Source organism: Enterobacter sp. PI-10 (assembly GCF_027947695.1).
GTDB lineage: Bacteria > Pseudomonadota > Gammaproteobacteria > Enterobacterales > Enterobacteriaceae > Enterobacter > Enterobacter vonholyi.
Window position 1 is genome coordinate 188,695 of record NZ_JAJNOG010000004.1, and the last position, 23,076, is coordinate 211,770.

Genomic DNA, 23,076 nt, shown 5'->3' on the forward strand with positions numbered 1-23,076 from the left:
GACAGGGGACGAAAGAAGTCGCGTGACCGGGAGCCCGGTCACGCAGAATGATTACAGCAGGTCGCCGATCATTTTTTCCAGTTTGCCCTGGTCAACAGCAAACTTACGGATACCGTCCGCCAGCTTGTCTACCGCCATTGGATCCTGGTTGTGCTGCCACAGGAACTCGGATTCAGTGATGCGCTCTGGACGTGCTTTCACTTCACCGGTGTAAGACAGTTTACGCTCAATGGTACCTTCGCTTTCTGCCAGCTCTTTCAGCAGCGCAGGAGCGATGGTCAGGCGGTCACAGCCAGCCAGCTCGATAATTTCACCGACGTTACGGAAGCTTGCGCCCATAACCACAGTCTCATAACCGTGCTGCTTGTAGTATTCGTAGATTTCAGTAACAGAAACTACGCCTGGATCTTCAGCCGGTGCGTACTCTTTCTTATCAGTGTTGGCTTTGTACCAGTCCAGAATACGGCCCACGAACGGAGAAATCAGGTATACGCCCGCTTCTGCACAAGCACGCGCCTGCGCGAAGGAGAACAGCAGGGTCAGGTTACAGTTGATACCGTCTTTTTCCAGCTGCTCTGCCGCGCGAATACCCTGCCAGGTGGAAGCCAGTTTGATCAGGATACGGTCGTTGCTGATGCCCGCGTCGTTGTACATTTTGATCAGACGTTTCGCTTTGGCGATAGACGCTTCGGTGTCGTAGGAGAGACGCGCATCCACTTCGGTAGAGATACGGCCAGGAACCAGTTTCAGGATTTCCAGACCGATGTTCACTGCCAGTTTGTCGGTGGCATCCACAACCTGCTGCGCGCGGTCGTTGCTCTGTGCTTTCGCCCAGGTCACTGCGTCGTCAATCAGTTTGCGATACTCAGGGATCTGTGCGGCGTTAAGGATCAGAGAAGGGTTAGTTGTGGCATCCTGCGGCTGGTACAGCTTCATTGCCGCGATATCTCCGGTGTCAGCTACGACAGTGGTGAACTGACGAAGGGAGGTCAATTTATCCGTCATGATAGTGTTTCTCTTTTAACGTGCCCTGGATAATTCACGCTACCGACAGCATGCCTGCAGCGGAAAAATGACAGGTTTACTTGTTAGGGGGATGTAACCGGTCTGCCCTGATGATAACACGACGGAGGGGTAGCGCAACCGCAGACAGTGCGCTTAGGTAGAGTATGGTAAACTCGGAATATTAACAGGCTGCTAAGCAACAGCATGCCCAATCAGTGGTAGCGCTTACATATTCACTTTGGCATCAACAAGAGGGACGTTAATGCCTGATTTCTTTTTCTTTATTAACGAAGTCCTGTGGGGTTCGATAATGATTTACCTGCTTCTGGGAGCAGGTATTTGGTTTACGCTACGCAGTGGGTTCATCCAGTTTCGTTATATTCGCAAGTTTGGCAGAAGTCTGAAAAACAGCGTCACGCCTCAGCCGGGCGGATTAACGTCGTTTCAGGCACTTTGTACCAGCCTGGCGGCACGCCTCGGCAGCGGGAATCTGGCGGGCGTTGCGCTGGCCATCAGCGCCGGTGGGCCAGGCGCAGTCTTCTGGATGTGGGTGACGGCGCTTCTCGGGATGGCCACCTCCTTTGCCGAAAGTTCGCTCGCCCAGCTTTATAAAGAGAAAGATAAAAACGGCCAGTTTCGCGGTGGTCCAGCCTGGTACATGGCGCGTGGCTTAGGGATGCGTTGGATGGGTGTCCTGTTCTCGCTTTTTTTACTGCTCGCGTACGGCCTTATTTTTAATACCGTCCAGGCTAACTCGGTCGCCAACGCCCTGCGCTATGCCTTCTCCTGCCCCGAGTGGCTCTCGGGTCTCGCTTTAGCCATCGTCGTTCTGCTTACCATCTCGGTCGGTCTCAAGGGTATCGCCCGTCTGATGCAGTGGCTGGTGCCCATTATGGCGCTGCTCTGGGTTGCCGCGAGCCTGTTCGTTGCCGCCCTGCATCTCGACCAGGTGCCGGGCGTGATTGCGACCATCGTCAAAAGCGCCTTTGGCTGGCGCGAAGTGGCCTCCGGGGCGCTGGGCTATACCTTCAGCCAGGCGCTGATGGCGGGTTTTCAGCGGGGCATGTTCTCTAATGAGGCCGGTATGGGGTCAACCCCCAACGCGGCAGCCGCCGCCTCTTCCTGGCCGCCGCACCCGGCCGCGCAAGGCATTGTGCAGATGATTGGCGTCTTTACCGATACCATTATTATCTGTTCCGCCAGCGCCATGATTTTGCTGCTGGCAGGCCCCGTACCGCACGCGTCGGGCACCGTCGGAATACAGCTTCTCCAGCAGGCGCTGGTGAACCTGACCGGTGGCTGGGGTGCAGGGTTTGTCTCGCTAATCCTGGTTTTGTTTGCCTTCAGCTCGATAGTGGTGAATTACCTTTACGCCGAAAATAACCTTATTTTCCTGAAGCTCGACTCCCGCGCCACAATCGGAACCCTGCGTCTGGGGGTCATCCTGATGGTGATCGCAGGCTCCCTGCTCAGTATGCCGCTGGTCTGGCAACTGGCCGATATCATTATGGCGCTGATGGCGATCACTAACCTCACGGCGATCCTGCTGCTCTCCCCCGTTGTGACACTGATTGCCAGAGACTATCTGCGCCAGCGCAAACTCGGCGTTCCGCCGGTATTTGATCCCGCCCGTTATCCCGATATTAAGGCGCAGCTTGCCCCCGGCACGTGGGATGATTTGCCGCGGCAATAACAGCTATCGATCAATTCAGGGCGATTTTTTGCTAAAGTCGCTCTAAATTTCCTGCAAGGACTGGATATGCTGATTCTGATTTCACCTGCAAAGACGCTCGACTACCAGAGCCCGCTCGCTACAGAGCGCTATACTCAGCCTGAACTGCTGGACTACTCGCAACAGCTGATCCGCGAAGCGCGTAAGCTCTCTGCGCCGCAAATCGCCTCGCTGATGAGCATCAGCGACAAGCTGGCAGACCTTAACGTGACCCGCTTTCATGAATGGCACCCGGATTTCACCCCGGCTAACGCTCGCCAGGCGATTCTGGCATTTAAAGGCGATGTCTATACCGGCCTGCAGGCGGAAGATTTTAGCGAAGCCGACTTCGATTTTGCCCAGCAGCATCTGCGCATGCTGTCGGGTCTGTACGGCGTACTGAGACCGCTGGACCTCATGCAGCCGTATCGTCTGGAGATGGGGATTCGTCTGGAGAATGCCAAAGGCAAAGACCTGTACCATTTCTGGGGTGATATCATCACCGATAAGCTGAATGCGGCGCTGCACGCCCAGGGCGATAACGTGGTGATTAACCTGGCATCCGATGAATACTACAAGTCGGTGAAGCCGAAAAAGCTGGATGCGGAGATTATCAAACCGGTGTTCCTCGACGAGAAGAACGGTAAGTTCAAAGTGATCAGCTTCTACGCCAAGAAAGCGCGCGGTCTGATGAGCCGCTACATTATCCAGAACCGCCTGACGAAGCCGGAGCAATTGACCGCCTTTAACAGCGAAGGCTATTTCTTTGACGAAGAAGCGTCAGGGAAAGGCGAGATGGTGTTTAAGCGCCACGAGCAGTAAAAACAAACCCCGCCTGCTGGCGGGGTTTTGCATTAGTGGTGTTTCCAGTCCGGGCCCGGACGATGATCGTCATGGCGACGGTCGTCATGATGGTGGTCACGCTCGCGATGCTCATCATGTGGACGCCAGTGGTTATCGCGCCAGTCATAATGCGCCTTCCACCAGTCGTGGTCGCGCCAGCGGCCACCGTCCCAGTAGTGCCCGTTATTATCCCGGTCGCCAATCTGCAGTTTTACCGCAGGTACGAGGGTGATTTCGGATGCCTGTACCGCCATGGGAGCGACCAGCATCAGTGAAAGCGCAATCAGCACAGGTTTCAGTGTAGACATCGGTGACTCCTTATTATCTTTGCCCTACGTGGGCCGATGTAAGGAGATTACGCGAGGGAAACGGGGGATGTTATTCTCTGCAATCCTAATCGCTAAGTGACCGCATTTATTGGGAATTTCTGCTTTTTTCCTGCTATTTTCCTCCTTAATTTCTCCATAAAAAAAGCCGGGTAGCGGCTACGCCTTACCCGGCCTACGTTCTGAGCCGTTGTAGGTCGGGTAAGGCGAAGCCGCACCCGACAAAAATTATGCTCGGGACATCATCAGCTTACGCAGCGCGGCAAAGTCTGCCGGCAGTTCATGGGACAACAGCGGCAGGTCGGCACGCTCGGCCAGCTCTTTCGGCAGCGGCAGCGTTTCGCCCAGGATTGCCTCCACGCTCTCTTTGAACTTCGCCGGATGTGCGGTGCCCAGGAACAGGCCATATTCACCCGGGTTAAGCTGGTCGCGCAGCGCGCGGTAGGCAATCGCCGCGTGCGGTTCAGAGGTATACCCGACCGCCTTCAGCTCGCGCATGGTGGATTTGGTAGTTTCATCCGTCACCGCGGCATAGCCCAGGTCGCCCAGACGCCAGATCTTACGGCGGAACAGCTCTTCCACGCGCGGCCAGTTGTTCGGCTGAGACACATCCATCGCATTGGAGAGGGTCGCCTGCGTGGCGTTCGGCGCCCACTTCCCGTCTTTCAGGAAGCGCGGCACGGTGTCGTTGGCGTTGGTCGCGGCGATAAAGCGTTTCACCGGCAGACCCAGGGATTTTGCCAGCAGGCCCGCCGTCAGGTCACCGAAGTTACCGCTCGGCACGGAGATCACCAGCTGGTTGCGCGCGTCCTGCGGCAGCTGCGCCACCGCTTCGAAGTAGTAGCAGATCTGCGCCAGCAGACGGCTGATGTTGATGGAGTTCGCAGAGTTAAGACCCAGAGCGACCTTCAGCTCTTCGTCGTCGAAGGCCTGCTTGACCAGCGCCTGGCAGGCATCGAAATCACCGTCAATTGCCACGGTTTCAATGTTGCCGCCGAGGGTGCAGAACAGTTTCTCCTGCAGCGGGCTGATTTTGCCTTTTGGATAGAGGATCACCACGCGGACATTTTTCAGGCCGTAGAACGCGTGTGCCACCGCCGCGCCGGTATCGCCGGAGGTTGCGGTCAGGATGGTCACCGGCTTGTCGCCGCTGATGTGGGTCAGCATCTGCGCCATAAAGCGGCCGCCGAAGTCTTTAAACGCCAGGGTTGGGCCGTGGAACAGCTCCAGACAGCCCACGTCAGGCTCAACCTGCTGAACCGGCGCCGGGAACGCGAATGCCGCACGCACGCGCTCTTCCAGCAGCTCCTGCGGAATTTCATCGCCGATAAACGCGGACAGAATTTTGGTGCTGCGGGTGACAAAATCCTGCTTCAGCAGGTCATCAATCTCGGTCAGCTGGAATTCCGGCAGGTCATGCGGGAAAAACAGCCCCTGATTTTTGCCCAGTCCCTGAGTCACCGCCTGCGCGAAGCTGACCTGCTCGTTATGATCTTTAAGGTTGTAGAGTTTCATTAATTATCCCAGTACTCGTGCGCCAGCCGTGTCCAGACGGCAAATATGAACAAAGCCTTCCTGATTTTGCAGGTAGTGTTTAGAGAGCCAGTCCGCCACGCGCTGCGCAGTGTCTGCCTTGTCGCACAGGGCGAACAGCGTCGGGCCGGAGCCGGAGATGCCGCACGCCTGCGCGCCGATATCCATTGATGCCTGTCGCGCCTCGTTAAAGCCGGGTAGCAGCTTCGTGCGATACGGCTCGGCAATGACGTCCTTCATCAGTTTTGCCGCCAGCTGCGGCTGACGGGTGTAGCAGGCGTGGATAAAGCCCGCCAGATGACGCCCGTGGGCGATACAGTCCTGACGACGATATTGCGCGGGCAGGATCGCACGCGCTTCCGCGGTAGAGACCTTAATGCCCGGATAGGCCAGCACCCACAGCCACTCATCAAACCCTGGCACCTGCTGGCTGATGATGCCATTTTCTTCGATCATCAGCTGCATGCCGCCGAGGAAGCACGGCGCCACGTTGTCATAGTGAATGCTGCCGGAGATACGCCCTTCCAGCTCGCCCATTAAGCCCAGCAGGCGGTTGTTGTTCAGCGGCTTGCCGCAGTGCTCATTCATTGCCACCAGAGCGGCGACCACCGAACAGGCGCTGGAACCCAGCCCCGAGCCAATCGGCATACTTTTTTCCAGCGTCATAGCGACCGGCACGTTTTTACCGATCTCCTGACAGAAGCGTTCCCAGCACTGATAGACGATGTTCTCGCGCGGGTCGGACGGTAGCTTGCTGGCGAAGCGGCCCACGTTATTCAGGCTGAAGCTGTCTGCCGCTTCCACCGTAACCGTATCGCCCAGCAGCGAACCATCCACCGGCGTCACCGCCGCACCCAGCACGTCAAATCCGACGCTCATATTCGCGCTGGAAGCCGGGGCATAAACTTTGACCATGTTAAACTCCTAACTTCCATGACAGGGTACGCAGCAGATCGGCAAACACACCCGCCGCCGTAACATCGTTCCCTGCGCCATAGCCGCGAAGCACCAGCGGCAGTGGCTGATAATAGTGGCTGTAAAACGCGAGGGCGTTTTCGCCGTTTTTGACTTTGTACAGCGGGTCGTTGCCATCCACTTCGGCAATCTTCACCCGGCACACGCCATCTTCTTCAATGTTGCCAACATAGCGCAATACCTTACCTTCATCACGGGCTTTCGCAACGCGCGCGGCAAACGCGTCGTCAAGCTGCGGCAGTCTGGCCATAAAGGTGCTGACGTCACCGCTGCTGTCAAATTCTGCCGGCAGGACCGGTTCAATCACGATATCGGAAAGCTCAAGCTCACGGCCCGTTTCGCGCGCGAGGATCAGCAGCTTACGCGCCACGTCCATACCGGAGAGATCGTCACGCGGATCCGGCTCGGTGTAGCCCAGCTCGCGCGCGGCGCGGGTGGCTTCGGAGAGGCTCATCCCTTCATCCAGCTTGCCGAAGATAAACGACAGCGAGCCGGAGAGAATGCCGGAGAAACGCTGCAGTTCATCACCCGCGTTAAGCAGGTTCTGCAGGTTTTCGATAACCGGCAGACCAGCCCCAACGTTGGTGTCGTACAGAAACTTGCGGCGCGACTTGCTCGCCGCCAGACGCAGCTGGTGATAGTAATCCATCGACGATGTGTTGGCCTTTTTGTTCGGCGTCACCACGTGGAAACCTTCGCGCAGGAAATCGGCGTACTGGTCCGCCACCGCCTGGTTCGAAGTGCAGTCGACGATCACCGGGTTAAGCAGATGATACTCTTTCACCAGGCGGATCAGGCGGCCCAGGTTGAACGGCTCTTTCGCCTCGTTCATCTCTGCCTGCCAGTTTTCCAGGTTAAGGCCGTGGACGTTGGTCAGCAGCGCTTTGGAATTCGCAATCCCGCAGACGCGCAGGTCGATGTGTTTCTTCTTAAGCCACGCCTGCTGACGCTTCACCTGCTCCAGCAGCGCGCCGCCCACGCCACCCACGCCAATCAGGAACAGCTCGATGACCTGATCGGTGTTGAACAGCATCTGGTGAACCACGCGAACGCCGGTGGTCGCATCATCGTTGTCCACGACAACAGAAATTGAACGCTCCGACGAGCCCTGAGCAATCGCCACGATGTTGATATTGGCGCGCGCCAGCGCGGCAAAGAACTTGGCGGAGATACCGCGCAGCGTGCGCATGCCGTCGCCAACCACGGAGATAATCGCCAGACGCTCCTGAATGGAGAGCGGCTCGAGCAATTCTTCTTTGAGCTCCAGATAGAACTCTTCTTCCAGCGCGCGACGGGCGCGCAGGCAGTCGCCCTGCGGCACGCAGAAGCTAATGCTGTATTCGGAAGAGGACTGGGTAATCAGCACCACCGAGATACCGTTGCGGGACATGGCCGCAAATACGCGCGCTGCCATGCCGACCATCCCTTTCATCCCAGGGCCGGAGACGCTGAACATCGCCATATTGTTGAGGTTGGAGATGCCTTTCACCGGCAGACCGTCCTCATCGCTGCTTGCGCCAATCAGCGTACCCGGCGCCTGCGGGTTACCGGTGTTTTTAATCAGGCAAGGGATCTGGAACTGGGCAATCGGGGAGATGGTACGCGGGTGAAGCACTTTGGCGCCGAAGTAGGAAAGCTCCATCGCTTCCTGGTACGACATCGACTTCAGCAGCCTGGCGTCCGGAACCTGGCGCGGGTCGCAGGTATAGACGCCGTCGACGTCAGTCCAGATCTCACAACAGTCCGCGCGTAAGCAGGCGGCCAGCACGGCGGCGGAGTAGTCGGAACCGTTACGGCCCAGCACCACCAGCTCGCCCTTCTCGTTACCGGCGGTAAAGCCTGCCATCAGGATCATGTGGTCAGCGGGAATTTTGCTGGCGGCGATACGGCGGGTTGATTCGGCAATATCAACGGTGGATTCGAGGTAGTGGCCCACCGCAAGCAGTTTTTCAACGGGATCGATCACGGTCACGCTATGGCCGCGCGCTTCCAGCACGCCGGCCATAATGGCGATAGAGAGTTTTTCACCGCGACAAATCAGCGCCGCGTTGATGCTGTCCGGGCACTGGCCGAGGAGGCTGATACCGTGCAGAACGTGTTTGATTTGCGCAAATTCCTGCTCAACGAAGGACTTCAGCTGAGCGTGCGGGAAGCCAGGCAGCGCCTCTGCCAGCCCTTGCAATAAGTCAGCGAATATACGCTCTGCGTCGCTGATGTTCGGGAGTGCGTCCTGGCCACCGATGGTTTTTTCGATCATCGCCACCAGATGGTTCGTGATTTTTGCCGGGGCAGAGAGCACGGTCGCAACCTGCCCCTGCCTGGCGTTGCTTTCCAGGATATCGGCAACTCGCAGAAAACGTTCTGCATTTGCCACTGATGTACCGCCGAACTTCAACACTCGCATGGTTCTACCTCGTTTCCTTTAGCCGAAAAAAAAGCCCGCACTGTCTAGGTGCGGGCTTTTTTTTGTTTTTCCTGTACGCGTCAGCCCGCATCGTTACCAGTGGTAATGATGATGGTTGTGGTAATGGTGGTGATGCTGATGCGTTTCATGGATGTTGTGTACTCTGTCATTATTATCTGTCTGTGCTGTATTCTTTTAGGGTTAAAGGATCGGGCTCGTTAAGTCAACGAATTTTTAATTTGATCACAATTCGGAAGACTCTCACGTCCCGCTGCGTGCAGATTTATTTTCATCCGATTCCCCCAGATGCAACCCATACAGACAGACTTATTCGCCATAGTAAAAACTTATGGCAGTATTTTACTCGGCCAATTTTTTTTCAATATCATGCAGCAAACGGTGCAGCATTGCGGTGTCCCGTTGCTCAAGACGTCCCAAACGCTGCTGCAGCCAGTCAGCCATTTTTTGATCGTCCGCTACTTCCAACTGCGTTAACAGCTGCTCAACGCGTGCGCGCAGCGCAGCCAGCTGATTTTCATCAGCCCTTTTAGCCTGAGGCTGGGGGATTTGTATTAGGGAGGCTAATTGATAGCAGTACACCATGACCGCCTGGCCCAAATTCAGGGAAGGATAATCGGCCACCATCGGCGCACCGGTGAGCACGTCCGCCAGTTCCAGCTCCTCGTTGGTTAATCCGGAATCTTCACGACCAAATACCAGCGCCGCTTTCTCCAGCCACTGGCTTTTCTCTTCCAGCATCGGCACCAGCTCCGCTGGCGTCGCATAGTAGTGGAACTTAGCGCGACTACGCGCCGTGGTTGCAACGGTAAACGAAATGTCGTGCAGCGCGTCGGCAAGTGTAGCGTAAGTGGTTATATTATCGAGAATATCTCCCGATCCGTGCGCCACCCAACGCGCGGCTGGCTCCAGATGGGCCGTGCTGTCCACAATGCGCAAATCGGTAAAACCCATGGTCTTCATGGCACGCGCCGCTGCGCCTATATTTTCTGCTCTGGCTGGGGCAACCAGTACAATCGACAGATGCATTTATGCTCTCTTTTTAATCAGTTAGCCGGTAAAAATGTGATGCACTTCAACATATTACGCAGCGCGAATTTACAAAATTGCAACACAAATCACCGAAATAGCGTTTCATAACAAATTAAAAACGCTAAACTATTCTGTGTCTGAACAATCAGTTAGAATGTTAATAGAACACCATTATCCCTATGTTTTATAATGATAATGGCAGCATGAATACCCTATTCTGATTGGATTCGCTTCGTTTATAAATCAATGTCCGCAACTAGTTGGTTTATTGAAAAATTGTGACAAAGGCTAGCATTCAGCTACGATGATTTCATCAAACTGTTAACGTGCTACAATTGAACTTGATATATGTCAACGAAGCGTAGTTTTATTGGGTGTCTGGTGTCACTTAGCCTGTTATGTTGCTGTTAAAATGGTTAGGATGACAGCCGTTTTTGACACTGTCGGGTCCAAAGGGAAAGTACCCAAGACCAAGCTAATGATGTTGTTGACGTTGATGGAAAGTGCATCAAGAACGCAATTACGTACTTTAGTCACGTTAAGCCGATCATGTTAATTTGCGACATGCATCAGGCAGGTCAGGGACTTTTGTACTTCCTGTTTCGATTTAGTTGGCAATTTAGGTAGCAAACATGCAGACCCCGCACATTCTTATCGTTGAAGACGAGTTGGTAACACGCAACACGTTAAAGAGCATTTTCGAAGCAGAAGGCTACGATGTCTTTGAAGCGACCGATGGCGCAGAGATGCATCAGATCCTTTCTGAAAATGATATCAACCTGGTGATCATGGATATTAACCTGCCGGGCAAAAACGGTCTTCTTCTGGCGCGCGAACTGCGCGAGCAGGCGAACGTCGCGTTAATGTTCCTGACGGGCCGTGATAACGAAGTTGATAAAATTCTTGGCCTGGAAATCGGTGCGGATGACTACATCACCAAGCCATTCAACCCTCGCGAGTTAACCATTCGTGCACGCAACCTGCTGTCCCGCACCATGAACCTGGGTACTGTCAGCGAAGAGCGTCGTAGCGTAGATAGCTACAAATTCAACGGCTGGGAACTTGATATTAATAGCCGCTCGCTGATTAGCCCGAACGGTGAGCAGTATAAACTGCCGCGCAGTGAATTCCGCGCGATGCTGCACTTCTGCGAAAACCCGGGAAAAATTCAGTCCCGTGCAGAACTGCTAAAGAAAATGACCGGCCGTGAGCTGAAGCCGCACGACCGTACCGTAGACGTCACCATCCGTCGTATTCGTAAACATTTCGAATCTACGCCAGATACGCCGGAAATCATCGCCACCATTCACGGCGAAGGGTACCGTTTCTGCGGCGATTTGCAGGAATAATCCCGCAGTTAATGCATTAAAAAACGGCGCTTATGCGCCGTTTTTTTTATTCCCGCCAGGGCATAATCGGCACCGCGCTGATCGCGTTTTTCGGTGACCCTTCCACCACTTTGTCAGAATAGGCCAGGTAGGCCAGCGTATTGCGTTTGGCATCGTAGAAACGCACAACCTGCAGCTTTTTGAACACCAGCGAGGTCCGTTTCTGGAATACCACGTCGCCCTGCGCTTTGCCGTTTTTAATTTTGTCGCTCAATTCAACCGGGCCCACCTGCTGACATGAGATCGCCGCATCGGAGGTATCTTCCGCCAGCCCCAGTCCGCCTTTGATGCCGCCCGTTTTCGCGCGGCTGACATAGCAGGTGACGTTTTTCACGTCCGGATCGTCAAACGCCTCCACCACGATTTTGTGGTCCGGGCCAAACATTTTGAACACGGTATCGACGGAACCAATCTGTTCCGCCTGTGCAGCGCGCCCGACCATCAACATCAGCGCGGTGAAGAGCAAAGTCTTGTATTTCATATTGTTACCATTCTTTAAAATTACACTGAGCAATTATTCAACACTTTAGACAAAAATGTAGCAAGATCACAGGATTAGAATATATCTGCCTGTAATGTGCTAGAAAAAGCATGAATGCGCAAAAAAAACACTGAATGCTAAAACATCAAAAAATGCTATTATCCGCTAACCTGTTATCAGGCACCTGCTGTTTTAAGGATGAGGATAGTATATGGATCAGGCTGGAATTATTCGCGACCTGCTCACCTGGCTGGAAGGTCATCTCGACCAGCCTTTGTCACTGGATCATGTGGCGGCTAAAGCAGGCTATTCCAAGTGGCATCTGCAAAGGATGTTCAAGGATGTCACCGGTCATGCTATCGGGGCCTATATTCGCGCACGTCGTTTATCAAAATCTGCTGTAGCATTGCGCCTCACCGCGCGGCCGATTCTGGATATTGCCCTGCAATATCGTTTCGATTCACAGCAGACATTCACCCGCGCCTTTAAAAAACAGTTCTTGTTGACGCCAGCGCTTTATCGTCGCTCGCCTGACTGGAGCTCGTTTGGCATGCGTCCGCCGCTGCGTCTGGGCGAGTTCGCAATGCCGAAGTACGACATTATTACACTGCCGGAAACCCATCTGATCGGCACAACGCAGAGCTACTCCTGTTCACTGGAGCAGATTTCCGAGTTCCGACATCAGATGCGCGTCCAGTTCTGGCGCGACTTCCTGAGCCACGCGCCGGCGATCCCGCCTATCCTGTATGGCCTCAACGAAACGCATCCAAGCCAGGAAAAAGACGACGAGCAGGAGGTGTTCTACACCACCGCGCTGACGCCAGAGATGGCCAACGGGTATATTCAGGGTTCGAAGCCTGTCGTGCTGGAAGGGGGCGAATACGTGATGTTCGCCTATGAAGGGCTGGGAACGGGGGTACAGGAGTTTATCCTGACCGTTTACGGTACCTGCATGCCAATGCTGAATCTGAATCGCCGTAAAGGTCAGGACATTGAGCGCTACTACCCGGCGCAGGATGCCAAACCGGAAGAAGGCCCAATCAATCTGCGTATGGAATTTTTGATTCCAATACGTCGTTAACGCTGCAGTTCGTCAAGCGCAGGGGCATCGAGATGCGAAATGTCCCCTGCCATCTCCACGACCCATCCTGACGCCAGCCACGCGCTTTCCTGATAATCAATTCGGGAAATGGAGCAGTTACGCAGACGCAAACGGCGCTCAGCGTAAGCCGGTAATCCCAGAATGGTGCTCACCAGGCATCCCAACGCAATCCCATGACTCACCAGCAGCGGACGGCTTCCCGCCGGAAGCTTCAGGCATTCCGCCAGTGCGGCATGCATACGGACGCTGAGCTCCTGCATGGATTCGCCCTCAGGAATACGGCCATCTTCGGTACCGTTCACCAGCGTGCGGCGCCAGCCCTCTTCCGTTTCCGTCAGCGTATCGATATGGCGTTTTTCCAGCACGCCCATATCCAGCTCGCGCAGGCGCGGCTCAAGCATGACGTCACAGCCGCAGGCGTCTGCAATGATGCGCGCCGTCTGCTGTGTGCGACCTAAATCGCTGGTAATGACGTGGGTAATGCCCAGCGTTCGGGCGCGTTCTGCCACCTGCCACGCTTGCTGCACGCCCTTCTCTGTAAGAGGACTGTCTGACTGGCCTTGAATACGTCGCTCGGCGTTCCACTGCGTTTCACCGTGGCGAACAAGGTATACCTGTAACATGCTTTTTTTCCGTTATACTGCGATGAGTTTTTTTTGAATCGAGCTTAATTATGCACCATGTTGTCTCTGCTACCACTAATCCTGCCAAAATTCAGGCAATTCTAAGGGCATTTGAAGAGATCTTCGGCGCAGGATCCTGCCATATTGAAGCCATCGGCGTCGAGAGTGGCGTTCCTGAACAGCCGTTTGGCAGTGAGGAAACGCGCGCTGGCGCACGAAACCGCGTGGCAAATGCCAGGGCTGCGGCACCGGATGCGGACTTTTGGGTGGCAATTGAAGCCGGTATCGACGAAGGCGCAACCTTTAGCTGGGTGGTGATCGAAAGCCGTGAACAGCGCGGTGAAGCGCGTTCAGCCACCCTGCCGCTGCCGGAGATTATTCTGGAAAAAGTCCGCGCGGGTGAAGCGCTTGGGCCGGTGATGTCGCAGTACACCGGCATTGATGAGATTGGCCGTAAAGAAGGGGCGATTGGCGTCTTTACCGCAGGCGCGCTGACGCGTTCAGGCGTTTATCATCAGGCGGTGATCCTGGCGTTAAGCCCGTTCCATAACGCGATTTATCGTTAGGTATTTTTCAGCAATACCGCTTCCAGCCACTGGCGCAGCTCAACGGGTGCCGACTTCAGGCTGTTCGATCCGCGGGTAATCGTTGCGATGCCCGCGCCGAGCTCATTTTTCAGCTCGCGCTGGCTCATCTCGCCGCGCAGCAACTCTTCAATGATGCGCACGCGCGTGCCCAGCGCCTCACGCTCGTCCGGCGTGAGCATCAGCTGCATAAGGGGTAAGTGCAAATCCTGCTCGTAAGACTGGCGAAGCAGCTCCACAAAACGAAGCCACTCCTGATGACGTTGTTCGGCCATTGCCGAGGAATACGGGGAATGCTGGGTCATGTTATGCTGCCTCTTGTACTCATTAGCGAGTACAGCATAACACAACCCGCGCCGATCAGTAACGTCTCTGCCACTCGGCATCACTCATCAGGGTATCTTTCTGCCCCATGAAGTAGCGATAGTAGGCGTCATAGGCCAGCACGTTCTTCACATAGCCGCGCGTTTCCGAGAACGGGATGCTCTCGACAAACGCCACGGCGTCAATGCGTCCGGCGCTGTTGCCGAGCCAGGTACGCACGCGACCCGGCCCCGCGTTATACGCCGCCGACGCGAAGATGCGGTTATTGCCGAACTGCTGATACACGTACTGCAGGTAGCTGGTACCGATGTTGATGTTGGTATCCGGATCCAGAAGCTGTGACGGGCTGCTGTAGCCAGGAATATTAAACATCTTCACCGTGTGCGTCGCCGTGCCCGGCATAATCTGCATCAGGCCGCTGGCGCCCACCGGGGAACGGACTTTCGGGTTCCATGCGCTCTCCTGACGGGCAATTGCCATCGCGTAGCTTTGCGGGATATCTTTGCCGCTGGTGTAGCGATCGAACAGATCCTTGTAAGCCAACGGGAAACGCTCTTCGAGATGATCCCAAAGCTTACCGGCGATCGTCGCCTGCACGCTCAGATCCCACCAGTGGTTATCAAAAGCATAGCGGGCAAGCTGGGCTTTCTCGTCGGTGCTGCGGCTGGTCACCAGATTCGCCCACTCGCTGCGCGCGGTATTATCCATATTCCAGTACATCAGCTCGCGCACGCGCGCCATTTCTGGCCCCTGCGTCAGCGCCGGGTTCGCGTTGGCTGGCGCTTTATCAATGCGGAAGGTGTACTCCTCGCCCAGGCGCTGCGCGGCTGCCATCGGGTAGAACCCGCGCTGCTGCATCAGCGTATGGAGAATTTCTTTGGCCTCGTCATCACGACCGCGCTCCATCAGCAGATCGGCCTGCCAGTAGCGCCATTCGTCCTTCTCTTTGGCCTCCATAGGCAACCGCGCAAGCCAGGTATTCAGCCCACGGCGATCTCCCGTACCCAGCGCCATGCGCACGCGACGTTCCACCAGAGACGTGGAGTTCGAACGCATAATGGCATCGTCACGCCAGCGCGCCTGTTCATCGGTCACATCCGTGCCCATCAGTCGCCACGCCACGATGTCGCGCAGCTCCTGGGTTTGTTCCTCATTAAGCTGCTGCGCCTGCACCAGCTGCGGGATCATCAGCCGCGCGTTTTCCACATCGTCACGCGCCACGCTGGCAAAGGCCACCGCCGCCATCTGGCGGGTAAAATCGGTCGCGCCCGTACTGCGGGCAAAGGTCAGCACGCTGTTGGGATCGTTAGCCAGCGAGATAACCGCGGTGGAGATCGTCTGGTAATCGGACGGCATCTGCCCCGCCAGCGTGGTCACCAGACGCGTGTTGCCGGCTTTCATCGCCAGACGGATGCGCTCAAGGTAGGACAGCGGATCCTGCTTGCCGGATGCGCGCCACGCGCCGAACAGGGAGTCACAGGCGTTCGGCTGGTTTTTCCCGGTCAGCCAGAGCTCTTTCGCCCCGGCCCAGGCCTCTTCCTGCTGGCCGGTCGCCCATTTTGCGTAGTAGTAGTTACACTGGGCTTCGGTGGTATTCGGCTTTTCAGGGCTAAACGCCAGCAGTCCGCGCCAGTCTTCGCGACGCGCCAGCTCATTCACAAAACGAGACTGGAGATTTCGGGCTGGCGGCAGGGTCGGGTTCGCCTGAATGAAGTTATTCACGGTGACAGTGGGCTGGTTCATGAGATCGTCCGTGATCTGGCGATACTCGAGATACGGATACAGCGGATAATCCTTTAGCGTCGGCATCAGCGCCTGAACAGTATCCATCTGCTTGTTGTCCCACGCCTGTTTAATCTGAGCGTAGCGACTACGTTGTTCATCCAGTGAATCGGCATGCACTGCCTGGCTTACCGCCATTACGCATACGCTGGCAGCCAGCAGACGCCAGACCACCCGTTTGGCTTTTTCCACAAGCTCTTCCTCATTGTTTTTTCGTCAATTGCAGCGTCTTGCCACGTCAAAGTCTAATTAACTTATGCTAACCAGGCATCCTTCAACGCGCCACGTCATGGACACTTTTTTACCTTTCTTGCGCGTTTTAACACTCCCGACGTTCCTGGCTGGGATTAGGGCGGGAAAAAGGCTACACTTCGAGGCTGAAATTCCTTCTCATTACGATAAAAGAGGCGAAGTCCAACGTGGCTCAATTCGTTTATACCATGCATCGTGTCGGCAAAGTTGTCCCGCCGAAACGTCATATTCTTAAAAATATCTCGCTGAGCTTCTTCCCGGGCGCAAAAATCGGTGTTCTGGGTCTCAACGGTGCCGGTAAGTCCACCCTGCTGCGCATCATGGCCGGCATTGATACAGACATCGAAGGTGAAGCCCGTCCGCAGCCTGGCATCAAGATTGGCTACCTGCCGCAGGAACCTCAGCTGAACCCGGAACACACCGTTCGCGAATCCGTTGAAGAAGCGGTATCCGAAGTGGTTAACGCCCTGAAAGGTCTCGATGAAGTGTATGCCAAATACGCCGAGCCGGATGCGGACTTCGACAAGCTGGCTGCACAACAGGGCAAGTATGAAGAAATTATCCAGGCGCACGACGGTCACAACCTGAACGTGCAGCTGGAGCGCGCGGCGGATGCCCTGCGTCTGCCGGACTGGGATGCGAAAATCGCGAACCTCTCCGGTGGTGAACGTCGCCGCGTGGCGCTGTGCCGCCTGCTGCTGGAAAAACCAGATATGCTGTTGCTCGACGAACCAACCAACCACCTGGATGCGGAATCCGTGGCGTGGCTGGAGCGCTTCCTGCACGACTTCGAAGGCACCGTTGTGGCGATTACCCACGACCGTTACTTCCTCGACAACGTCGCTGGCTGGATCCTGGAGCTGGACCGCGGTGAAGGTATTCCGTGGGAAGGCAACTACTCCTCCTGGCTGGAGCAAAAAGATCAGCGTCTGGCTCAGGAAGCGTCTCAGGAAGCGGCCCGTCGTAAGTCTATCGAGAAAGAGCTGGAGTGGGTGCGTCAGGGCGCGAAAGGCCGTCAGTCTAAAGGCAAAGCCCGTCTGGCACGCTTCGAAGAGCTGAACAACACCGAATACCAGAAACGTAACGAAACCAACGAACTGTTTATTCCACCTGGAGCACGTCTGGGGGATAAAGTGGTTGAAGTGACCAACCTGCGTAAGTCTTACGGCGACCGTGTGCTGATCGACGACCTGACCTTCTCCGTACCGAAAGGCGCTATCGTCGGCATCATCGGTCCGAACGGCGCGGGTAAATCGACCCTGTTCCGCATGATGTCCGGTCAGGAACAGCCTGACAGCGGCTCTATCACCCTGGGTGAGACCGTGAAGCTGGCCTCCGTTGACCAGTTCCGTGACGCGATGGACAACAGCAAAACCGTGTGGGAAGAAGTGTCCGGCGGCCTGGATATCATGCGCATCGGCAACACCGAGATGCCAAGCCGCGCCTACGTTGGTCGCTTTAACTTCAAAGGCACCGATCAGGGCAAACGTGTAGGCGAGCTGTCCGGCGGTGAGCGCGGTCGTCTGCACCTGGCGAAGCTGCTGCAGGTGGGCGGTAACGTTCTGCTGCTCGATGAACCAACAAACGACCTGGATATCGAAACCCTGCGCGCGCTGGAAAACGCCCTGCTGGAGTTCCCGGGCTGCGCGATGGTTATCTCGCACGACCGCTGGTTCCTTGACCGTATCGCGACCCACATTCTGGACTACCAGGACGAAGGTAAGGTGGAGTTCTTCGAAGGTAACTTCACCGAATACGAAGAGTACAAGAAACGCACGCTGGGCGCCGACGCGCTGGAGCCGAAGCGTATTAAGTACAAGCGTATCGCGAAATAAAAGCAAAACGGCAACTTCGGTTGCCGTTTTTTATGGTTGTTCCCTCTCCCTGTGGGAGAGGGCCAGGGTGAGGGCATCAGGCCGCACAGTGTGTAGGCCGGTTAAGGCGAAGCCGCCACCCGGCTTTTTTATTTGCCCACGTAATACCGCTTCACCTCGTCAAACTGCATCGCAAACTCGATATAGCTCATCAGCGCGGGCGAATTCAGCTTGCGGCTCGGGTAGGCCAGCCAGAGGTCGTTGCCTTCAACGTTCCACTCCGGCAGCACCTGCACCAGCGCGCCCTTTTCAACCTTATCTTCCAGCAAAAATGCAGGAAGCAGCGTGATCCCCGCCCCGGCCATCGCGCACTCGCGGGCGTACACCAGATTATCGGTCATGTGCGCGTTATCCGGCAGGTAGCGGTAATCCTCATTCTCGCTTCGCAGAAGCCACTCCGACCAGGCTCTGTGCGTAATGCTGCGGTGCTCCACCAGCTGACGGGGATGCGTTAGCGGCGCCCGGCGCGCCAGATAGTCCGGCGAGGCCAGCATGTAGCGCGGACAATGCCCGATCATTCGGCCAATCAGGGAGGAGTCCTGCGGCTTGCCGGTACGCAGCGCCACGTCAAAGCCGGATTCGACCAAATCCACGACGTCATCTGAGATCGATACGTCCAGCGAAACCTCAGGATAGCGAAGCTGGAACTCGGCATTCATATGCGCCAGCAGCGTCGCGCCAATCCCAGCCGGACAGGTGATGCGCAGCCGCCCGCTCGGGTTTTCGCGCAGGCGCTGAATGGCATACTCCGCCCTCTCGCTGGCCGCCAGCATTTCGCGGCAGTGCACCAGATAGTGCTCGCCCGCAAACGTCAGGTTCAGCCTGCGCGTGGTGCGGTTAAGCAGGCGGATACCCACCTGCTGCTCCAGCTGGCTAATTCGCTGGCTGACGCTGGATTTCGGCAGTTCGGCTTTCTGGGCTGCCGCGGTAAAGCTGCCCATCTCCGCCACCAGCGCGAAAAGCGCCATATCCTGCAGCTGTTTAAACATGATTGTTCATCCTGTACGAACGCTGAGTTCTTGATTGTCCATCTTATCATGCAGCTGGCCACTTAATAGACTAGCCTCAACAAAACGCATGCCATTGAGGAGCACACCATGTCAGTGAAAGCCATTGCCGTGAACCCGGAAAATCCGTCCACCTTCATTGAAATCACCCCACCGATGCCACAGCCCGGCGAGCACGATCTGCTGGTGGAGGTGAAAGCCGTCTCCGTTAACCCGGTCGACACCAAAGTCCACGCGGGCATTGCCAAAAACGGACTGAACGAGCCGCGCATTCTCGGGTGGGACGCCAGCGGGATCGTCAAAGCCGTTGGGACGGACGTCACCGGATTCAAACCGGGAGATGAAGTGTGGTACGCGGGCGACATCACCCGTCCGGGCAGCAACACCACGCATCAGCTGATTGATGCGCGCATTGTCGGGCGCAAGCCTGCAAGCCTCGGCTGGGCCGCTGCCGCTGCACTGCCGTTGACCGCACTCACCGCGTGGGAAGGCCTGTTTGAACGGCTGAACATTCAGGATGCCGGCGCGGACAAAACCCTGCTGATCATTGGCGGCGCGGGCGGCGTGGGATCGCTGGCGATCCCGTTTGCGAAGCACAACAGCAAGGTGAAGATCGTCGCAACCGCGTCTCGCGAAGATTCCGCCCGGTGGTGCCGCGATCGCGGTGCAGATGTGGTGGTGAACTACCGCGATCTGAAAGGCGAACTGGCGAAACACGGGCTCAAATTTGTGGATTACATTTTCATCCTCAACGACACCGACGGACACTGGGATGCGGTCAGCGAACTGATTGCCCCACAGGGGCATATCTGTTCCATCGTGGAGAATGAACACCCGCTGAACCAGGACAAGCTGAAGTCGAAATCCGCCGCCCTGCACTGGGAATTTATGTACACCCGCAGCATGTACCAGACCGCGGATATGGCGCGTCAGGGTGAGATCCTCAATGAGGTGGCGAAGCTGGTAGATAATGGCGTGGTGGAAAGCTCACTGAGTGAAACGCTGCACGGGCTGAGCGTGGAGAGCATTACCGAGGCGCACCGTAAGGTACTGGACGGGCATATGCGCGGAAAAGTGGTGGTTGAGTTCTGAGTGGCTTGATGCCCTCAACCCGGCCCTCTCCCGCAGGGAGAGGGTTAGGGTGAGGGGTAAGTTTTTACCCCTGCTCCCCCATCATCTCCTTCACCAGCTCTACGCAGCGCAGGAAACGGGAGTCGTAGTCCGACTCTTCCACGTGCACAAACTCAACGTTGTTTTCGTTGAGCATCTCCACCAGCATGGACTGGAATTCACGCCTGTCAACGGAGCTGCCGAGGCTGCGCATGCCGTCGGCCACCCACGGGGTGTTGTTTTCCAGCAGGATCACCAGGTCAAAGCGATATTCGTCAATCAGCGCCTGCACGAACGGGTGCTCGCGCCCTTCGTATTTTTTACAGAACGCCTGAGTGGTGACGAAATCGGTATCGATAAACGCCACCTTGTTGGCATATTTCACTGCGAAATCAATGTACTGAGCGTGGCCGAGCGCGATTTTGTCATAGTCGGAATACTGCAGCGCCATCTCGTCGCCGCCCAGGTGCGAGAAGACATAATCGCGGCCGTACTCCCATGCGCTGGTGGTATTGAAGATATTCGCCAGCTTGTTGACCAGCGTTGATTTACCGCTCGACTCGCCGCCCAGGATCGCGACGGTGCGCACAAAGAACGGCTTCACCTCGGTCGGGATGTAATCCCAGTAGCGGAACGGGTTTTCGCGGATCTGCGCTCCGCTGATGTTCATGAAGGTGCGTTTCGGATCGATCAGCACCGTCTCGATGCCCAGATGCTCGCGGAACTGCGGCGCATCGGACTCTTCAGAGGTGTAGATCCAGTTAGGCGCAATGCCCTTCTCTTCCATAAACGCTTTGATGCCGTTGCTCCACACGTCCCAGCCGTGCGGATACGGCTCCATGCCCTCTTCGTTAAAGGCATGAATGCGAATGTTTTTCTGGTACTTGAAGGTCTGAAGCAGCCAGCGCAGGCGGTCCGGCACGGTCGGCTGCTGCGACATGGCGCTGTCCTCAAACAGCTGGCGATCGCGGGTTTCATCGTAGCCCATGATGATGTGCAGCTCGTCAACCTGGCTACAGGCTCGCTGGATCAGATAGATATGCCCGGTATGCAGCGGGTAAAACTTGCCGAACACCACGCCGATGTTCTTTTGCATACGCGGGAATTCCAGCCCCAGAAAGCGGTGCAGCGCTTCCAGCTTCTGCGCGCTGGGGCTTTTGATTTTGGCGTTCAGCAGCTGGCTCAGGTAGCCCTTAGTCATGCCGCTGGCGTCCGCCACCTGCTGCAGCGTGCAGCCCTTCTGGCGGATAGCGGTCTTGATGTAGTCAAATGATGACATAAATTACGGTGCCTCCTGCAAAATCGAATACGTAATTATAAGTCGTCAAAGACATTTAACGCATCTGCGAGTTTCTTCACGCCGAAAACCTGCATCCCTTCCGGGATTTTTTTCGGCACGTTAGCAGAGGGAACGATAGCCCGGCGGAAACCGTGTTTTGCCGCCTCGGAGATACGCTCCTGGCCGCTGGGCACCGGACGGATTTCCCCGGCGAGGCCCACCTCACCGAAGACGACCAGATCCTGCGGCAGCGGTCTGTCGCGCAGGCTTGAGACCATCGCCAGCAGCAGCGCCAGGTCTGCGCTGGTCTCAGTGACTTTCACGCCACCCACCACGTTAACGAAAACGTCCTGATCCGCCATCTGCAGCCCACCGTGACGGTGCAGCACCGCCAGCAGGATCGCCAGACGGTTCTGTTCCAGACCGACCGCCACGCGCCGCGGGTTGCCCATCATCGACACGTCCACCAGCGCCTGAATTTCGACGAGCAGCGGGCGCGTGCCTTCCCACAGCACCATCACCGAACTGCCGGAGGTGATCTCATCTCCCCGACTCAGGAAGATCGCCGACGGGTTGCTGACTTCGCGCAGCCCCTGCTCGGTCATGGCAAACACGCCTAACTCGTTCACCGCCCCAAAGCGGTTTTTATGGCTGCGCAGAGTACGGAAGCGGGAGTCCGCGTCGCCGTCGAGCATCACGGAGCAGTCGATACAGTGTTCGAGCACTTTAGGTCCGGCCAGCGAGCCGTCTTTGGTCACGTGGCCGACCATCACAATCGCCACGCCGCGCGTTTTGGCAAAGCGCGTCAGGTAGGCCGCCGTTTCACGCACCTGCGCCACGCTGCCCGGCGAGGACTGAATGTCCGCCATGTGCATCACCTGGATGGAGTCGATCACCATCAGCTTCGGCTGCTCTTCTTCGGCGATCATGCAGATCTGCTCGATGCTGGTTTCGGAGAGCATGTTCAGATTGCCGGTCGGCAGGCCCAGACGGTGTGCGCGCATCGCCACCTGCTGCAGTGATTCTTCGCCCGTGACGTACAGGGTTTTCATCTGTTCGGCGAGCTTGCAGAGCGTTTGCAGCAGCAGGGTCGATTTACCCGCGCCCGGGTTACCGCCGATCAAAATGGCGCTCCCCGGCACCACGCCGCCGCCGAGCACGCGGTCAAACTCTTTGAACCCGGTGGAGAAGCGCGGCAGCTCTTCGAGGCTGATGTCCGAAAGTTTTTGCACCTTCGCCACGCCCGCATTGCCCGCGTAGCCGCTCAGGCGTTCATTGCGCGCCACGCTCGGCGAAGCCGCCACACCACGCACTTCGGTGATGGTGTTCCAGGCATGACAGGCGCTGCATTGCCCCTGCCAGCGCGGATAATCCGCACCACATTCATTACAGACAAATGCGCGTTTTGGAGCTTTCGCCACGG

Annotated in this window: 22 protein-coding genes and 1 other annotated feature; of the genes, 7 read left to right on the top strand and 15 right to left on the bottom strand. The window is 56.5% G+C overall.

Features of this window, described 5'->3' with window-relative positions; genetic code table 11:
* Positions 1–51: 51 nt before the first annotated feature.
* On the bottom strand, positions 52–1,005 hold the full coding sequence (gene tal, locus LRM19_RS11395) for a transaldolase (protein ID WP_023310342.1): 954 nt from the start codon (positions 1,003–1,005) through the stop codon (positions 52–54).
* Positions 1,006–1,267: 262 nt separating this feature from the next.
* On the opposite strand from tal, the gene LRM19_RS11400 reads away from it, so the two are divergent.
* Both LRM19_RS11400 and yaaA read left to right on the top strand, forming a co-directional pair.
* The gene (locus LRM19_RS11400; protein WP_271368880.1) at positions 1,268–2,698 is read left to right on the top strand and encodes an alanine/glycine:cation symporter family protein; all 1,431 of its coding nucleotides are present in this window, start codon (positions 1,268–1,270) and stop codon (positions 2,696–2,698) included.
* Between the two features lie 66 nt (positions 2,699–2,764).
* Entirely contained in the window at positions 2,765–3,538 is a 774-nt protein-coding gene (gene yaaA / locus LRM19_RS11405; protein WP_271368881.1) for a peroxide stress protein YaaA, read from the top strand.
* Positions 3,539–3,570: 32 nt separating this feature from the next.
* Here the strand turns inward: yaaA and LRM19_RS11410 are convergent, their stop codons facing one another.
* The 7 genes from LRM19_RS11410 to yjjY form a co-directional block, all read right to left on the bottom strand.
* On the bottom strand, positions 3,571–3,867 hold the full coding sequence (locus LRM19_RS11410; protein WP_115876475.1) for a DUF2502 domain-containing protein: 297 nt from the start codon (positions 3,865–3,867) through the stop codon (positions 3,571–3,573).
* Positions 3,868–4,113: 246 nt separating this feature from the next.
* Positions 4,114–5,400, bottom strand: a complete 1,287-nt coding sequence (gene thrC, locus LRM19_RS11415; RefSeq protein ID WP_271368882.1) for a threonine synthase — start codon at positions 5,398–5,400, stop codon at positions 4,114–4,116.
* A gap of 3 nt (positions 5,401–5,403) precedes the next feature.
* On the bottom strand, positions 5,404–6,333 hold the full coding sequence (gene thrB, locus LRM19_RS11420) for a homoserine kinase (RefSeq protein ID WP_048225593.1): 930 nt from the start codon (positions 6,331–6,333) through the stop codon (positions 5,404–5,406).
* Between the two features lies 1 nt (position 6,334).
* Complete coding sequence (gene thrA, locus LRM19_RS11425; RefSeq protein ID WP_271368883.1) at positions 6,335–8,797, bottom strand: bifunctional aspartate kinase/homoserine dehydrogenase I; 2,463 nt, start codon at positions 8,795–8,797, stop codon at positions 6,335–6,337.
* 24 nt (positions 8,798–8,821) lie between these two features.
* Positions 8,822–8,939 (bottom strand) — a sequence feature (Thr leader region).
* Complete coding sequence (thrL, locus tag LRM19_RS11430; protein ID WP_015572623.1) at positions 8,878–8,946, bottom strand: thr operon leader peptide; 69 nt, start codon at positions 8,944–8,946, stop codon at positions 8,878–8,880. Its footprint overlaps the feature before it by 62 nt.
* Before the next feature lie 211 nt (positions 8,947–9,157).
* Positions 9,158–9,844 (bottom strand): tRNA/rRNA methyltransferase, encoded by a 687-nt coding sequence (locus LRM19_RS11435; protein WP_271368884.1) that lies wholly within the window; start codon positions 9,842–9,844, stop codon positions 9,158–9,160.
* Positions 9,845–10,243: 399 nt separating this feature from the next.
* Positions 10,244–10,384 carry a protein YjjY gene (gene yjjY, locus LRM19_RS11440; protein ID WP_085928893.1) on the bottom strand — a complete coding sequence of 47 codons (141 nt, stop codon included), beginning with the start codon at positions 10,382–10,384 and terminating at the stop codon, positions 10,244–10,246.
* 95 nt (positions 10,385–10,479) lie between these two features.
* Here yjjY and arcA point away from each other — a divergent pair, with 95 nt between their 5' ends.
* The gene (gene arcA / locus LRM19_RS11445) at positions 10,480–11,196 is read left to right on the top strand and encodes a two-component system response regulator ArcA (RefSeq protein ID WP_003856501.1); all 717 of its coding nucleotides are present in this window, start codon (positions 10,480–10,482) and stop codon (positions 11,194–11,196) included.
* 46 nt (positions 11,197–11,242) lie between these two features.
* Here arcA and creA read toward each other — a convergent pair whose 3' ends face one another.
* Complete coding sequence (gene creA, locus LRM19_RS11450) at positions 11,243–11,716, bottom strand: protein CreA (protein WP_045907753.1); 474 nt, start codon at positions 11,714–11,716, stop codon at positions 11,243–11,245.
* A 211-nt stretch (positions 11,717–11,927) separates the two neighbouring features.
* On the opposite strand from creA, the gene robA reads away from it, so the two are divergent.
* Positions 11,928–12,797, top strand: coding sequence for an MDR efflux pump AcrAB transcriptional activator RobA (gene robA, locus LRM19_RS11455; RefSeq protein WP_111964082.1), 870 nt, complete (start codon positions 11,928–11,930; stop codon positions 12,795–12,797).
* Here robA and gpmB read toward each other — a convergent pair.
* Complete coding sequence (gpmB, locus tag LRM19_RS11460) at positions 12,794–13,441, bottom strand: 2,3-diphosphoglycerate-dependent phosphoglycerate mutase GpmB (RefSeq protein WP_008502057.1); 648 nt, start codon at positions 13,439–13,441, stop codon at positions 12,794–12,796. The two genes, robA and gpmB, sit on opposite strands and share 4 nt — an antisense overlap.
* Before the next feature lie 50 nt (positions 13,442–13,491).
* Between gpmB and yjjX the strand changes: the two genes are divergently transcribed.
* The gene (gene yjjX, locus LRM19_RS11465) at positions 13,492–14,007 is read left to right on the top strand and encodes an inosine/xanthosine triphosphatase (RefSeq protein WP_048961786.1); all 516 of its coding nucleotides are present in this window, start codon (positions 13,492–13,494) and stop codon (positions 14,005–14,007) included.
* Here yjjX and trpR read toward each other — a convergent pair.
* Together trpR and sltY are read right to left on the bottom strand one after the other, a co-directional pair.
* Positions 14,004–14,330: a trp operon repressor gene (gene trpR, locus LRM19_RS11470; protein ID WP_047747961.1), complete on the bottom strand. Its 327-nt coding sequence runs from the start codon at positions 14,328–14,330 to the stop codon at positions 14,004–14,006. The two genes, yjjX and trpR, sit on opposite strands and share 4 nt — an antisense overlap.
* A 55-nt stretch (positions 14,331–14,385) precedes the next feature.
* A complete protein-coding gene (gene sltY / locus LRM19_RS11475; RefSeq protein WP_271368889.1) occupies positions 14,386–16,323 on the bottom strand; it encodes a murein transglycosylase in 1,938 nt (645 codons plus the stop codon).
* 227 nt (positions 16,324–16,550) lie between these two features.
* On the opposite strand from sltY, the gene ettA reads away from it, so the two are divergent.
* Positions 16,551–18,218: an energy-dependent translational throttle protein EttA gene (ettA, locus tag LRM19_RS11480; RefSeq protein WP_003856515.1), complete on the top strand. Its 1,668-nt coding sequence runs from the start codon at positions 16,551–16,553 to the stop codon at positions 18,216–18,218.
* Positions 18,219–18,346: 128 nt separating this feature from the next.
* Here the strand turns inward: ettA and LRM19_RS11485 are convergent, their stop codons facing one another.
* Positions 18,347–19,246: a LysR family transcriptional regulator gene (locus tag LRM19_RS11485; RefSeq protein WP_111964085.1), complete on the bottom strand. Its 900-nt coding sequence runs from the start codon at positions 19,244–19,246 to the stop codon at positions 18,347–18,349.
* 108 nt (positions 19,247–19,354) lie between these two features.
* Between LRM19_RS11485 and LRM19_RS11490 the strand changes: the two genes are divergently transcribed.
* The gene (locus LRM19_RS11490) at positions 19,355–20,356 is read left to right on the top strand and encodes a zinc-binding alcohol dehydrogenase family protein (RefSeq protein ID WP_271368890.1); all 1,002 of its coding nucleotides are present in this window, start codon (positions 19,355–19,357) and stop codon (positions 20,354–20,356) included.
* A 64-nt stretch (positions 20,357–20,420) separates the two neighbouring features.
* Here the strand turns inward: LRM19_RS11490 and nadR are convergent, their stop codons facing one another.
* Positions 20,421–21,653, bottom strand: a complete 1,233-nt coding sequence (nadR, locus tag LRM19_RS11495; protein WP_006810194.1) for a multifunctional transcriptional regulator/nicotinamide-nucleotide adenylyltransferase/ribosylnicotinamide kinase NadR — start codon at positions 21,651–21,653, stop codon at positions 20,421–20,423.
* A gap of 35 nt (positions 21,654–21,688) precedes the next feature.
* The gene (gene radA / locus LRM19_RS11500; protein ID WP_271368891.1) at positions 21,689–23,074 is read right to left on the bottom strand and encodes a DNA repair protein RadA; all 1,386 of its coding nucleotides are present in this window, start codon (positions 23,072–23,074) and stop codon (positions 21,689–21,691) included.
* Positions 23,075–23,076: the final 2 nt, after the last annotated feature.